The sequence below is a fragment of the Caballeronia glebae genome (genome assembly GCF_001545035.1).
Taxonomy (GTDB): domain Bacteria; phylum Pseudomonadota; class Gammaproteobacteria; order Burkholderiales; family Burkholderiaceae; genus Caballeronia; species Caballeronia glebae.
The window spans coordinates 61,611-76,055 of the sequence record NZ_FCOJ02000024.1; the positions used below are offsets into that span (position 1 = coordinate 61,611).

A 14,445-nucleotide genomic window follows, 5' to 3' on the forward strand; every position below is an offset into this window, starting at 1 on the left:
CGGCGATACGTGGAGCGCGATGGCCTTGTGTAACCCGGAAGAAATCGAGAAGATCCTTGCAACCCGTCCACGAATGGCACGCGGCGCCCCTGCCCGCCGACGAAGCGAAGCGGCTCCAGTTGCTGCGCAGCCTCGACTTGCTCGACACGCCGCGAGAAGAAGTCTTCGACCGTGCGACGCGTGTCGTCGCCGAGTTGTTGCAGGTGCCGATCGCGCTGGTATCGCTCGTCGATGAACATCGGCAATGGTTCAAGTCGCGTCTCGGACTCGATGTATGCGAAACCGCGCGCGATGTTTCCTTCTGCGCGCACGCGCTGCATTCCGAGCGCCTGCTGCTCGTCGAGGATACGCACACCGATGCGCGCTTCGCCGGCAATCCGCTCGTCGCGGGCGCGCCGCATATCCGCTTCTACGCGGGCGTGCCGTTGCGCTCGTCGAAAGGTCTCGTGCTCGGCACGCTCTGCGCGATCGACACGAAACCGCGCAAGCTGAGCGCCGGTCTGCAAGCCGCCTTGTGCGATCTCGCGGCCACGGTCGAGCGTGAGATCGTGCAGCGCGAAGCCGCGCGCGAGACGCGCGAAATTCAGGAAGCCGATCGCCGCAAGCTGCGCCTGTCCGAGACGCGCTTTCGCACGATCTTCGAACAGACGCCGACGGGCAAGGCTATCGTCGATCTGGACGGCCGCTTCGTCGAAGTCAATCCGAAGTTATGTGAAATCACAGGCTATAGCGCGGATGAACTTGTCACGATGACGTTTCAGCAGATCACCGAGGAAGCGGATTTATCCGCCGATCTGCAGCTCGTCGCCGAACTGCTCGACGGCACGATCAAGACATATACGCTTGAAAAACGCTATCGCCGCCGCAACGGCGAGCCGGTGTGGATCGAGCTTTCCGTCGCGCTGATCCGCGACGAGCGCGGCGAGCCGCTGCACTTCGTGAGCGTGATGCACGACATCACGAGCCGCAAATACAGCGAACAGGTATTGCGCGATTATCGACAGGAACTTGAACGCCGCGTGCTCGAACGCACCCGCGAACTCACTAGCAGCCGCACCGCGTTGCAGACGATCACGGACAACCTGCCGGTGCTGATCGCCCATGTGGATGCGGACCTGCGCTACCGTTTCAATAATCAGGTGTATCGCGAAGTGTTCGACGTCGATCCGGCCGCGTTGCGTGGCAAGCGCGTGCGCGACACGATCGGCGCGGCGACGTTCGAGCGTTGCCAGCCCTACTTTCGCCGCGTGCTCGCGGGCGAACGCGTGACGCACGAGGACATCGTCTACGAGGGCGCGCCGAGCCGCATCTGGAACGCGACTTATATTCCCGAGTTTCAGCGCGATGAAGTCGCCGGCTTCTACATCATGTCGCAGGACATCACCGAGACCAAGCGGCGCGAGAACCAGATGCGCTCCGAAGTCATGCTCGATGCGCTGACAGGCTTGCCGAACCGGCGCGCGCTCGCCGAGCAACTCGCGCTTTCGGTCGATGCGGCCCGCGACGATGCCGTGCCTTTCGCGCTCTTCTTCATGGACCTCGACGGCTTCAAGAACGTCAACGACCAGCACGGCCACGATGTCGGCGACGCGCTGTTGAAACAGGTGGCCGCGCGGCTGAAGAAGGCCACGCGCGCGGGCGATCTCGTCTGCCGCCTCGCGGGCGACGAATTCGTGCTGCTCGCCCGAGGCCTCTCGTCGCCGGGCGCGTGCAGCCGCATTGCGCAGGACATCTGCCGCGCGATTGGCCGGCCGTTCGAACTCGGCCGTGCCGAAGCGCATCTCGGCACGAGCGTCGGCATCGCGATGTGCGCGGGCGGCTTCGACACGTCGGCCGAAGCGATGCTCGGCGAAGCGGATCGCGCGATGTACGAGGCCAAGCGCAAAGGACGCAACGGCTTTCGCTTCGCCTCCGTGCCAGCGGACGTCGCGCCCGCCATCAACAATTTTCTCGACGTCGAGTGCCAAAGCGCGTTGCGTCATTGATTTTCACGATACGGAATTGAGGTCCGTTTCACGAAAATCCGCGCTGCATGGCAGCACGCGTCGGGTTGCATATCGGAGGATGGGCTTTCTCATCATGAGAGCGCGCGGTTAGCGCCTTGATTTGAATCAAGTTTTATTTGGTGCGCAACGCCACGCATCCGCGCCGGCCGGCCACGTTTCTTCGATAACCTCTTATACAAGAGGTGTAAGTTCGCCAATGCGAACCGCCCAGTGCTTTCCAATCACGCTGGAGAAACGCGATGCAAAATGTTTATATCGAACCGATGCCGAAGGGCCAGTGGGGGCCGATCGACGGCTATGCGCTCGAATTCAACGACGGATCGAGAATGACGCAGCAAAGTTATCGCTCGGAGCGGCTTGCCGTCGATGAAATCAGGCTGCGCGGTTATGCGCCGATGGTCGCGAAGGTGCGCGTGACGGATAAGACCGTCGACGAGCATTGGCAGGCTGCCGAATAAATATCCATCAGTGCGCTTCGCGTCCGGCGCGAAGCGCGTTCCTGCCGATTGCTCTATCTTCCTTCTGCGCGCAGCGAACACATCGACGCCGCGCGCGATGTCATCAAAACGTCGACTGACCCATGCACGATGCATGTCTGTCCGCGCCGATCGAACCCCGCCAGGTGCGAGCCATCCGCGCGATGCGTCGATCCGCCAGGCACGCACTCAACCGCGCCTCCCGCCAGGAGATGAAGCATGTTGATTGCCTGCGTTGCCTATCAGGACGGCCGAAAACTCGGCGACATCACCGTCGAGGAAATCAGCGACTACGTGCAAAAGCCGGAGTGCTTCGTGTGGGTCGCGCTCAAGGACCCCGATCCCGCCGAACTCAATGCGATGAAAGAAGAATTCGGCCTGCACGAACTCGCCGTCGAAGATGTGCGCGCGCATCATCAATGGCCGAAGATCGAGGAAAACGGCGATTCGCTGTTCGCGGTAATGCACACCGTCGAGTTAGAGGAAGACGGCAATTTGTTATTCGGCGAAGTCGATGTATTCGTCGGCGCGAACTATGTGCTCTCGGTGCGCATGCGTACAATGCGCGGCTTCAAGAAAGTGCGCGAGCGCTGCGAGAGCGAGCCGCCGCTTTTGAAGCAAGGTTCCGCGTTCGTGCTGTATGCGCTGATGGACGATATCGTCGACGGCTATTTCTCCGTGCTGGAGACGCTCACCGCCGAGCTCGAAGTACTCGAAGACCGCATTTTCGCGCGTCAGGCGCACAGCGACTCGCGCGAGTTGATCGAGGATCTATATCGCTTCAAGCGCCGGCTCGTCGTGCTGCGGCATCACATCGGCCCGTTGCTCGAAGGCGTCGGCAAGCTGACCGGCGGACGCGTGCCGCGCATCTGCGAAGGCATGACGACATACTTCAAGGACGTGTACTTTCATCTGGAGCGCATCGTCGGCGCAATCGAAGGACGCCGCGAAATGGTGATCACCGCGATTCAGGTCAACCTCGGCATGATCGCGCTGACCGACAGCGAAATCACCAAGCGCCTCGGCACGTTCGCGGCGATGTTCGCGGTGCCGACGATGATCGCCGGCATCTACGGCATGAACTTCGAGCACATGCCGGAATTGCACGCGCGCTTCGGTTATCCGGTCGTCATCGCGGCGATCGTCATGATCGATACGCTGCTTTTTCGATGGTTCCGGAAAGCGAAGTGGATCTGATCCGCGCGCCTTTCTTCAGCGGATATGACACGCGCGTTACTGCGGCTCAGTTCTTCTTTTTGCTCGGCCGCCAACTGTCGTCGGCCGTCATGGCGGGTTTCACCGGCGGAGCGATGGCCGCCACCTTTTGAAATTCCTTCGCGCCGGCCTTTGTCTGAGCGACGGGCGCTGTATGCGACGCCGCGCGCGTCTGCCGTTGCTTCGGCTCCGTCTTCGATGCATAGCTTTTCTTTGCTTCGGCGCACGCACGATCGGACTTATGCGGACACGCCGCGGCGGATTTTGACACGGGTTTGGATGCAGGCACCGAAGCCGTTTTCGAAGCCGTTTTCGAAGTGGTTTTCGAAGTTGTCCTTAGGGTTTGTCTGGAGCTAGAAGTCGAGTTCTTTTTTTCGATCGAACGTTCGGGAACGACACGTTGCCGAGCGTTTTCCTTGCTCGATGCCTTGACCGGAATGAACGGCGACGCGGATTCGACTGACGGATGCGGCGCACTACGCGATGCGCCGTCCACGATCCTGTCCGCCGAATCGATATTGCTGAGGGTTACGTCGGTCTTCGTCGGAGCCGGACTAACCGTGCCCGCGACGGCCACGGGAAGCGTTCCCGCGCGCGGTGTCGAACCCTGTTGGTCGAAATAAGCACGTGCCAGAAAACACGCGACGAGCACGGCAGCCCCCATCACGACCGTGGCAAGTATCGAGTTCGACGCGCGCTCTGTTTCGAGGACAGCCGCGCTGCTGGCTTGGGACGCGGGCGCAGGCAAACGAGGTTCATAATCCCTCACACGCGCGGGCCATCTCACGGGGACCAACTCGCCGCGCTCGTGAATATTGCGCGTGACGCCGCGCGCCGCCTCGACTGCCCGCAAAGCTGTCTCCGCGCCCCTCGTCAGCACGGCCCCGTGCCGGTCGGCGCCGCAGAACGGGCACACGCTTTCTTCTACTGATGAAAGGGTTTCACATCGGGGGCAGATGACGAAATATAGCGACGAGCCATCGCCTCGCTGTTCCATTGTCACACTCCGTCCGAATCAGTTCGGAACGCCGATCGACAATCAGCGATCGTCCGGTCGCAAGTAATACATACGAATTACCGTAGCACACCGGCCATTGTTTCGGAAGAACAAACATACCCTTTCGAACAGCATGTATTCATCAGGTGAAAGGTGCGGAAAGCGCGTGTCAGATAGGGCTATTCGCGGCCGCGATCGTGCGACTAACCCTTCGCTCTCTCGCCCACCACAGCGCGCGGCAGATGCGGCGCGGTCTGCGCAATCTGGTCCAACTCTTCCCGCACCGCATCGACCACACAGGGGTCGCACGCACAAGCATCGGCGGCGTGAATCGCTTCGAGACGCCGCCGCACCGCGCCATACTGCGCGCCCGCCCGGCGATGCAATTCCGCCCGCTCGCTGTAGCGCAGGAACGTCTGCAATGAGGCGAGCACCGCGGCGCTCAGACTCGTCATGCCGATCACGATGCGCACATCCGGCGACACCATCGTCGCGACAAGCGAGAGAAACGCCGACGTGCCCGTCGCCGCCGTGATGCCGATGACGGCGAGTCCGAGCCGTCTGCCGCAAAGCGTCAGCTTGTCGGCCATCGTGTAGTGACGAATCTGCGATTCGCGCGCGCGCCTGATCCACGCCAGCACGAGCGCCGACGTGTCGCGCGGAGGGTCATAGGAGGACGCGGGGGCCGTCCGTTGCGATTGAAGTAGGGTATCGGTCATGTTCTAAGCACTGTACGAACAGACCTCATCTTCGCCGCGAACGCGGACAAATCGCGTCCCGATGCCGCGCCGCTTCAACGCTCGTTTCGCGGCGCCTGAATCATCTTCCAGCCATTGCCGGCGGGATCGCGAAATCCGGCATCGACGCTGCCAAAGCGATCGACCGGCTCTTGCGTGAACTCCACGCCGCTCGCCTTCAGCCGCTCGTAAGTCGCGCGGCAGTCGACGACGGAGAGCACGAGCGGCGGCATTGCGCCCTTGGCGACCATCGCGCGCAGGGTTTGCGCGGTCGCATCGTCGTGAATCGGCGCGCCCGGCGCAAACAGCCCGAGCTGAAACGACGGCTGATCCGGATGCTGCACGGTGAGCCATCGATAAGTGCCGTTGCGCACATCGGTGTGAACGCGAAATCCGAGCTTGTCGACATAAAACGCGAGCGCTTCGTCCTGATCGTCCACGTAAATGCCCACCACGTTGATGCCCTGGTTCATGTGACCTCCTTCGTTGAAGATGGCCGCACTGTACCTGTCGCATCGCGCCGCCGCTTCTCCAAAACTGCGATCGTGAGATCGGGACGTTGCGCGGCCTTCAGCACGCAGGCGGGCACGCAATCGAGCGAGGCTATGCTGGCGCGCGATTGCACGCGCATCGCGCCCGGACTGTGGCCGGTGATATCGCGAAAAATGCGACCGAATGTTCCGAGGCTTTCCCAGCCGGTGACGAAGGCGATGTCCGTGATGGCGAGATCGGTATCGCGCAACAGCGTGACTGCCTGCTCAATACGCCGCGTCAGCAAATAGCGATGCGGCGGAATGCCGAACGCCCGCTTGAACGAACGCGCGAAATGGGCCTCGGAGACGCCGCTGACCTCGGCCAACCGCTTCACGGGCCAGTCCTCGTGCGAGCACGCGTCCATGCGGTCTTTGGCACGCAACAGACGCCGCAGCAGAGCCGGATCTTGCAGGGCGTCGTCGCTATCGGGGTCGCTTGGCGGCATGGCGTGCGGGCGGGTGAAATGTGCGGCTAGTGTAGCCCGGCGCGCATAAGAAAAACGTCGTGCGGACGGAATCCGCACGACGCGAAAGTCGCTCATTCCTTGGAGAAAATGAGCTAGAGGGGATGGAAGTTATCTTAGCGCCCGACGTCGCTCCGCGATGTGCCGGAAAACGGGCGAATTGCTGCCCACTTCGCGCAATCGGTCTTGCGCTACAACAACGGCAGCGTGAGCCGGATGTGTTCCGCGAACGCCGCCGTCAATATCGAAGGACGCTCGCGCGCGAACTTCAACGATATGCCGACGCCCGGCAGCGCGGGCAGTCCGGTATCCGCGTTCAGCACGCAGAGATCGGCGGGCACGGCCGTCTGCGTGATGACCGCGAAGGCCTGCCCCGAGCGCACGAGCGCGATGAGACCGGCGAGACTGCTGCTCGCGTACGCGATGCGATACGCCCTGCCCGCGCGCTGCAACGCGTCGCACGCGGCGATGTGATCGAGCGTGTCCGGATCGGAAAGCGCGAGCGGCAACGGATCGTAGTGCGCGGAATCCATCCCCGGGCAGCCGATCCAGACCAGTTGCTCGCGCCGGATCGCATCGCTGCCGGCGCGGTCGTCGGGCAGCGAGAGCATCGCGAGATCGAGTGCGCGCTTTTTCAGTTGCTCGGCGAGCCGAGGCGTCGGACCGCACACGACTTCCACCAGCGCGTGCGGATGCTGGCTCGAAAACTGTCGCAGCAAGCTCGGCAGAAAGACGGCAGCGTAATCGTCCGGACAGCCGAAACGAATGCTGCCCGATAGCCCTTTTCCGCACAGATCGGCCATCGCCTCGTCGTGCAGGCGCAAGATGCGCTGCGCGTGAACCAGCAGGCGTTCGCCGGGATTCGTCAGCACGACGCCGCGTCCGGTGCGCTGAAAAAGCGGCTGATCGACGATGTCCTCCAGCCGCTTCATCTGCTGGCTTAGCGCGGATTGCGTCCGGCCGATGCGCTCGGCCGCGCGGCTCAAAGCCCGCATCTCCGCGATGACGGCGAACGAGCGCAACAATTCGATTTCGAGTGACAGGCTCAAGGTATTAACACCTCTTCTATCTCGCATTAGAACTATTCGATTCTATAAAACCGGAGCGTTGTCTACACTGCAAATTCGTTCCGCTATTTCGTTCCGCTACTCGCCAGGAGAAGCACGGTGTCCCTGAACAACGACGCAACTTTCTGGCGCAACGCCAGACAACATCTCATCCGCTACGGCGGCACGTTCGAGCCGATGATCATCGAGCGCGCGCAGGGCAGTTTCGTCTACGACGCGGACGGCCGCGCGATCCTCGATTTCACGTCGGGACAGATGAGCGCGGTGCTCGGTCACAGCCATCCCGAGATCGTCTCGGTGATAAGCGAATACGCGGGCAAACTGGATCATCTGTTCAGCGGAATGCTGTCGCGTCCCGTGGTCGATCTCGCGACGCGTCTCGCCGATATCACGCCCGCCGGACTCGATCGCGCGCTGCTGCTCAGCACCGGCGCCGAATCGAACGAGGCCGCGATCCGCATGGCGAAGCTCGTCACTGGAAGGTATGAAGTCGTCGGCTTTGCGCAGTCGTGGCACGGCATGACGGGCCACGCCGCGTCCGCCACGTACAGCGCCGGGCGCAAGGGCGTCGGTCCCGCGGCGGTCGGATCGTTCGCGATTCCCGCGCCGTTCGCGTATCGCGCGCGCTTCGAACGCAACGGCCGGTACGACTGGCTCGCGGAACTCGACTACGCGTTCGATCTCATCGACCGGCAGTCGAGCGGCAATCTCGCCGCTTTCATCGCGGAGCCGATCCTGAGTTCGGGCGGGATCATCGAATTGCCGGAAGGCTATATGGCGGCGTTGAAGCGCAAGTGCGAAGAGCGCGGCATGCTGCTGATTCTCGACGAAGCGCAAACGGGCATCGGCCGCACGGGCACCATGTTCGCGTTCCAGCGCGACGGCGTCACGCCCGACATTCTCACGCTGTCCAAGACGCTCGGCGCGGGTTTGCCGCTCGCGGCCGTCGTGACATCGGCGGAAATCGAAGAGAAAGCGCATGCGCTCGGCTACTTGTTCTACACGACGCACGTGTCCGATCCGCTGCCCGCCGCCGTCGGCCTGCGTGTCCTGGACGTGGTCGAACGCGATGGTCTCGTCGCGCGCGCGAACGTGATGAGCGCGCGGCTCAGACGCGGCCTGCTCGATCTGATGGAGCGCTTCGACTGCATTGGCGATGTGCGCGGACGCGGCTTGCTGCTCGGCGTGGAGATCGTGAGAGATCGCCGCACGAAGGAACCCGCCGACGGTCTCGGCGCGAAGATCACGCGCGAATGCATGAATCTCGGCCTGAGCATGAACATCGTGCAACTGCCCGGCATGGGCGGCGTGTTTCGCATCGCGCCGCCGCTGACCGTGAGCGAGGAAGAGATCGATCTGGGGCTCGATCTGCTCGGCAAGGCTATCGAGCGATCGTCGTAGGCATTCGAGGAGATCGACTTAAAAGTTATCGCTTTTGCAAATAAAGCGTGCCTTTTCGGTCATGTGCGAATGACCTTCACATTGGACGGCAAAAAAACGTCGTGCCAGCCTCGGCACGACGCCTTCAAACAAGGCCGTCAACGCCGCATGAGGCCCATCACCAGCGTCACGAGGAATATCACGAGGAATATGAAGAACAGGATCTTTGCGATGCCCGCCGCACCCGCCGCGATGCCGCCGAATCCGAGCGCGGCCGCGATGATGGCGATGATGAAAAAGACCAACGCGTAATACAACATGATGTTATCCCCCTCTCGTTCGAGTCCGCCGCGCGCCCCATGTGCGCGGAGTTCCCTAGCATAAGCAAGCAGTATTCCTTACCGGGTGGAGCGGAGATTTTTGCCGTGCTATCCTTGGCCTCGCCTGCATACGCCATCAAGCCCGCATCACGCTGCGAGCGCGGTTCATCCGTTTTTTACACTGCCGTCAAGAAGACTCGTCACCTGCCGTTAATAAAAAAAAGAAGACGTGAAGATTGAATCGGCGTGTTGAACGCTCGTTCGCGCGCTGCTTCGCGCTATCGAATGGTCATGCATTTACGGGCAACATTCCAGCGAAGCACTCCCAAAAAAAGGGGCCATGCTCGCATGGTTGACGATCTGCGGTTCAAGGTCGATCGCTTCGCCATCTTGAGCATCAAGACATACGCGCGGGCATCCCACCACCGAAGCACGATAGAGACACTCGTTTGGATTCTATTCATCCGTCGATAGCTTTAGGGCGCCGCGCTTGTGGCCCCACTGGACAGAATTGATGAAACCGGCAAGGAATTCGCTGCGGTCACGCGTTGGCCGATATATCGCATATGGTGTGATCGCGGCCGCGCTCGTGGCGGGCGTCAGCATTCTGCATTGGCGCAATGAACAGCGGGCCGCACATTCGCAGCCCGCGGCGCTGACGGGCGTCGCCAATCAGATGCGTCATGACGCATCGCCGTGGACGCATCGGGAGAAAGACGCTTCGGAAATGCTGACCGATATTCGCGCGAAGAATGTCGCGACGATCGGCGTCAGTCCCGATGCGATTCTCGTCTCCACGCTCAACGGCGAAAGGTATTTCGTAGCCGACCACAACGGCGCATTCTCCAACGCGCTGCTGCTCGGCGACATGAAGCCCGACGCAGCCTCGCCGTATCAACTGGTCTGGTTGCCGGACGCGGACGTGCGAACGGGTTTCGCGCGCTGGAGCGAGATGTTCGATCGCTCGCGCGACGGGCTGAGCCTCTTGCTGCCGTTACTGATGATCGGCGGCCTCTTCTGGTTCATGCGCCGTGAAACGCGCGGTGGCGCGCAACTGCTCGGTCAATCGCCGACGCTACGTTTCGATGACGTCATCGGCGCAGGCGAGGCGAAAGCCGCACTCAACGATGTGCGCGCGTGGCTCACCGAGCCTGCGCAATTTACCGGCATGGGCGTGCGTGCGCCGTGCGGCATCCTGATGACGGGCGGCCCCGGCGTCGGCAAGACGCGCCTTGCGCAGGCGCTCGCGGGCGAATGCGGCGCGAACTTCATCGCGATCACGGGCAGCTATTTCAGCGCGAAGTACTACGGCGTCGGCATTCAGAAAGTGAAGCATCTGTTCGAGCTCGCGCGCAAGAACGCGCCGACCGTGATCTTCATCGACGAAGCCGATGGTCTCGGCAAGCGCACCGATACCGGCGGCGGCCCGGTCGAAGCGGAAAGCAACCGCATCATCAATCAACTGCTCGCGGAGATGGACGGCTTCGATTCGAACGAGGGCGTGATCATCGTCGCGGCGACGAACCATCCCGACAATCTCGATGAAGCGCTGCGTCGTCCTGGCCGTTTCGACCGTACGGTGCAAGTGCGGCTGCCGGGCGTCGAGGATCGCGCGGAGATCCTGCGCTTCTACGCGGACAATCTGAAGACGAAGCGCGACGACATCGACTTCGATCAGCTCGCGCGTCTGACGACGGGCCTGTCGCCGGCCACGCTCGCGATGATCGTCAATCAGGCGGGACTCGTCGCGCGCAAGGCGGGCGACCGCGAAGTGTCGGCGACGCACTTCCTCGAAGCGGTCAAGATCGCGCGCATCGGCGATGTCAACGGCGCGGAGCGCGCGCTCTCGGATGACGAACGCACGCGCATCGCGGTACACGAAGCGGGTCACGGGCTCGTCGCGGCGCTGCTCGGCACGGGCGTGCTCGAAGAAGTGACGATCCTGCCGCGCGGCGGCGCGCTGGGCGTCGCGCTCATCACGAAGATGCAGGACAAGCACCTGTATCGCGAAACCGAATTGCGCAACGAGATTCAGGTGCTGCTCGGCGGACGCAACGCGGAACTGCTCATGTTCGACGAAGCATCGAGCGGCGCGGCATCGGATCTTCAGGAGGCGTCGCGTATCAGCCTCGACATGGTGTCGAAGTTCGGCTTCAACGAAGAAGGCAATCTGTTCAGCCTCGCCGCGTTGCCGCAGCAATATGCGGGCTTGCAGCTGAAAAATTCGATCGGCCATGCGAACGCGTTGCTGCATGACCTGAGCGATGAATGCTTCGCGCTGCTGCAGGCAAACGAGCCGGTGTTGCGCGCGATCGCCGATCAGTTGCTCGAATCGGAGACCGTGGCGGGCGAGACGGTTTATCGTCTGATCCGCGAACACGCGGCGGCGCTGGTTGATGTGGAGGCGGCCAACGAAGTGCTGGCCGCCTGAGCGGTTCTCGCATCGCCTAGCTTCGAACGGCCTGACGCAAATCGAACGGCGTCTCGCGCAGCCTTCTGCCCGTGAGCCTGAACACGGCATTGCCGATCGCAGGCGCTACCGACGGACTCGACAACTCGCCGACGCCGCCGGGCTTCGCCGGATCGCCCTGCATGATGTGTATGTCGATGCCGGGCATATCGCTCATGCGCATCACGCGATACGAATCGAAATTGGTCTGCTGAACCTGGCCGTGCCGTATGTCGATGCAATCGGCAAGCGCGTGTCCGAGTCCCCACATCAGGCCGCCGTACAACTGCTCTTCTACGCCGCCGGGCGACACCGCGAGTCCGCAGTCGGCCACGCACGTGAGCTTCTCGATCACGATGCCGTCGTCGCGACGTGCCACGCGCGCGATCACCGCGATGTAACTGCCATACGCGCGATTGGTCGCGACGCCGAGCGCTGTGTTGCGCGGCAGCGGCTTGCCCCAGCCAGCGCGCATCGCGGCCTCGCGCAACACGGCGACATGCCGCGCGTCCTTCATATGCGCGACGCGAAACTCGACCGGATCGCGATGTCCCGCATGCGCGGCTTCGTCCATGAACGATTCGACCGCGAATACGTTCGGGATATAACTCACCGCGCGATACCAGCCGGTCGGCACGCCCGTTTCGTGACGCACCCAGCCGATATCCGCATGCGGCGCGCCATACGCGAACTCATACTTGCTGATTGCCTCCGTCGTGCTGTAGTCCATGCGGTCGGGACGATCGAAATAGCCCGGCTCCCATTGCTCCGGCGATGCCGCCATGACCGCGCGCAGTTGCAGCGCGCGGAGATCGCCGTGTGCATCGAGCACGGCCTTTGCACGATGATGGCTCGCCGAGTGATAGAAGAGCGCGCGCATTTCGTCCTCGCGGCTATTTATCAACTTGACGGGCTTGCCGGTCTGCAAAGCCAGCCACGTAACTTCGAAGAGCCAGTACTTGGATTCACGCGCACCGAAGCTGCCGCCCGAAACCAGCTCGTGCAGCACGACACGATTCGCCGGAATGCGGCCGATTACCTGCGCCGCCTCCTGCGCCGTCGATGGCACTTGCAAACCGCCCCAATACGCGATGCCGCCGTCTTTCGCCCACGCAGTCACGTTGATGGGTTCGAGCGGATTCGCCGCCTTGTATGGCATCGAATACGAAGCCTGGATCACGCGCGGCCCACGCTTGAAGACGGCTTCGGCGTCGCCGTTCGTAACAGTCGTGACGACGCGCGCGGCGGGATCGTCGAGCCATGCGGCCTGATGCGCGACGACGTCGCGGCTATCGAAGCTTTCGAACAGACTGTCTTCCCATTCGATGCGCAACGCGGCCCGCCCCTTGTGCGCGGACCAGTAATCGTCGGCGAGCACGGCGACACCCGCCTGATTGCCGCCGAGCACGTCCGGGCGTGCGGGTATCGGCAGCACTTGCCGCACGCCGGAGACGGCGAGCGCCGCTTTGGCATCGACGTTGCGCACGCGCGCATCGATCATGGGCGCGCGCGCGACGACGGCGACGAGCATGTCCGGCAAGCGCACATCGATGCTGTACGCGAACGCGCCGCATACCTTCTGCGCGGCGTCGCGCTTCTTGCGCAGCTTGCCGATGTACTTGAACTGCGATGGGTCTTTCAACGGCACGTCTTTGGGCGCGGGCAAACTCGCGGCGACGACTGCGAGCGAACCATAGCTCGCACGCATGTCGTTCGCCTTGTCGCTCGCCTTGCAGATCACGAAGCCGTCGTCGGTCGTGCACGCGGACGGCGAGACCTTCCACTGCTTCGCGGCCGCCGCGATCAACATGGCGCGCGCTGTTGCGCCCGCGTGCCGCAAGCGGTCGTATTCGAGCGCCACGCTCGTGCTGCCGCCCGTCGAAAACACCTTCCACAAGGGATGAATGTAATCGGCATAGAAGGGATTCTCGGGCGTGATCACGTCGATGCGAAACGGATCGACATCCAGCTCTTCCGCGACGAGCGCCGCGAGCGCGGTACGCGTGCCGGTGCCCGAATCGTGCTTGTGAACGACGAGCTTGATCGTGTCGTCGGGCAGCACGCGCACCCATGCGTTCGGCTCGAATTCGCCATCGCGCGGATGAGGATCGCCGCTCTTCGCCAACGCCTCAGGCAAGCGGAAGCCGATCGCGAGTCCCGCCGCCAGCAGCGCTGAACCTTGCTTCATGAAGCGGCGGCGCGCCGCGCCATGCGTGGCCGTCGAAGTGTGTTCGTCGATACGCATTCAGGCCTCCGCCGCCGCGCGCTTGATAGCCCGGCGAATGCGCGCATACGTGCCGCAGCGGCAGATATTGCCCGACATCGCCGCCGTGATGGCGTCGTCGCTGACGGACGTTTTGCCCTTGAGAAACCCCGCCGCCTGCATCAACTGTCCCGACTGACAATAGCCGCATTGCGGCACGTCTTCCGCGACCCACGCGCGCTGCAAAGGATGCGTGCCGTCCTTCGAAAGACCTTCGATCGTCGTGATGCGTCTGCCGGCCACGGCCGCGATCGGCAAGAGGCACGAGCGCACGGCCTCGCCATCCAGATGAACCGTGCACGCGCCGCAAAAGCCGCCGCCGCAGCCGAATTTCGTGCCCGTCAAACCGATCCGGTCGCGCAGCACCCACAACAGTGGCATGTCTTCCGGTACATTGTCGAGCGAGTGCCGCGCGTCATTGACGACGATTTCGATCATGCGCTGTCTCCTGAATGTCGTTCGAGCTTGCGGCCATTATCGGAAGCCGCCGGGCATGAACGCCAGCGACGATTTCTTTGATCATCCGTAAGCCCGGCTA

General features: G+C 62.6%; 13 protein-coding genes. 5 read left to right on the forward strand and 8 right to left on the reverse strand.

Translation table 11 applies throughout. The annotated features are described in order from the left end of the window. Positions 1 to 56 precede the first annotated feature (56 nt). From AWB82_RS17980 to corA, 3 genes are all read left to right on the forward strand, one after another. Positions 57 to 1,985, forward strand: a complete 1,929-nt coding sequence (locus tag AWB82_RS17980) for a diguanylate cyclase domain-containing protein (RefSeq protein ID WP_086969515.1) — start codon at positions 57 to 59, stop codon at positions 1,983 to 1,985. A 260-nt stretch (positions 1,986 to 2,245) separates the two neighbouring features. Further along, the gene (locus tag AWB82_RS17985; RefSeq protein ID WP_086969517.1) at positions 2,246 to 2,464 is read left to right on the forward strand and encodes a hypothetical protein; all 219 of its coding nucleotides are present in this window, start codon (positions 2,246 to 2,248) and stop codon (positions 2,462 to 2,464) included. Positions 2,465 to 2,701: 237 nt separating this feature from the next. Continuing rightward, positions 2,702 to 3,679, forward strand: a complete 978-nt coding sequence (corA, locus tag AWB82_RS17995; protein WP_086969521.1) for a magnesium/cobalt transporter CorA — start codon at positions 2,702 to 2,704, stop codon at positions 3,677 to 3,679. 46 nt (positions 3,680 to 3,725) lie between these two features. Here corA and AWB82_RS18000 read toward each other — a convergent pair whose 3' ends face one another. The 5 genes from AWB82_RS18000 to AWB82_RS18020 form a co-directional block, all read right to left on the reverse strand. Then, entirely contained in the window at positions 3,726 to 4,274 is a 549-nt protein-coding gene (locus AWB82_RS18000) for a hypothetical protein (RefSeq protein ID WP_143756762.1), read from the reverse strand. 623 nt (positions 4,275 to 4,897) lie between these two features. Continuing rightward, positions 4,898 to 5,413 (reverse strand): SLATT domain-containing protein, encoded by a 516-nt coding sequence (locus AWB82_RS18005; RefSeq protein WP_086969525.1) that lies wholly within the window; start codon positions 5,411 to 5,413, stop codon positions 4,898 to 4,900. Between the two features lie 74 nt (positions 5,414 to 5,487). After that, a complete protein-coding gene (locus AWB82_RS18010) occupies positions 5,488 to 5,904 on the reverse strand; it encodes a VOC family protein (protein ID WP_086969527.1) in 417 nt (138 codons plus the stop codon). After that, positions 5,901 to 6,410: a helix-turn-helix domain-containing protein gene (locus AWB82_RS18015; protein WP_086969529.1), complete on the reverse strand. Its 510-nt coding sequence runs from the start codon at positions 6,408 to 6,410 to the stop codon at positions 5,901 to 5,903. The genes AWB82_RS18010 and AWB82_RS18015 overlap by 4 nt, the downstream gene beginning before the upstream one ends. Positions 6,411 to 6,619: 209 nt before the next feature. Further along, positions 6,620 to 7,504, reverse strand: coding sequence for a LysR family transcriptional regulator (locus AWB82_RS18020; protein ID WP_200818135.1), 885 nt, complete (start codon positions 7,502 to 7,504; stop codon positions 6,620 to 6,622). 90 nt (positions 7,505 to 7,594) lie between these two features. On the opposite strand from AWB82_RS18020, the gene AWB82_RS18025 reads away from it, so the two are divergent. Then, complete coding sequence (locus tag AWB82_RS18025; RefSeq protein ID WP_086969533.1) at positions 7,595 to 8,896, forward strand: aspartate aminotransferase family protein; 1,302 nt, start codon at positions 7,595 to 7,597, stop codon at positions 8,894 to 8,896. Positions 8,897 to 9,033: 137 nt separating this feature from the next. Here the strand turns inward: AWB82_RS18025 and AWB82_RS18030 are convergent, their stop codons facing one another. Beyond that, positions 9,034 to 9,195 carry a DUF1328 family protein gene (locus tag AWB82_RS18030; protein WP_008346326.1) on the reverse strand — a complete coding sequence of 54 codons (162 nt, stop codon included), beginning with the start codon at positions 9,193 to 9,195 and terminating at the stop codon, positions 9,034 to 9,036. Between the two features lie 514 nt (positions 9,196 to 9,709). On the opposite strand from AWB82_RS18030, the gene AWB82_RS18035 reads away from it, so the two are divergent. Next, a complete protein-coding gene (locus AWB82_RS18035) occupies positions 9,710 to 11,626 on the forward strand; it encodes an AAA family ATPase (protein WP_086969535.1) in 1,917 nt (638 codons plus the stop codon). Between the two features lie 16 nt (positions 11,627 to 11,642). Here AWB82_RS18035 and AWB82_RS18040 read toward each other — a convergent pair whose 3' ends face one another. Beyond that, positions 11,643 to 13,889 carry a xanthine dehydrogenase family protein molybdopterin-binding subunit gene (locus AWB82_RS18040; RefSeq protein ID WP_086969537.1) on the reverse strand — a complete coding sequence of 749 codons (2,247 nt, stop codon included), beginning with the start codon at positions 13,887 to 13,889 and terminating at the stop codon, positions 11,643 to 11,645. Next, entirely contained in the window at positions 13,890 to 14,345 is a 456-nt protein-coding gene (locus AWB82_RS18045) for a (2Fe-2S)-binding protein (protein WP_086969539.1), read from the reverse strand. Between the last annotated feature and the right edge of the window lie 100 nt (positions 14,346 to 14,445).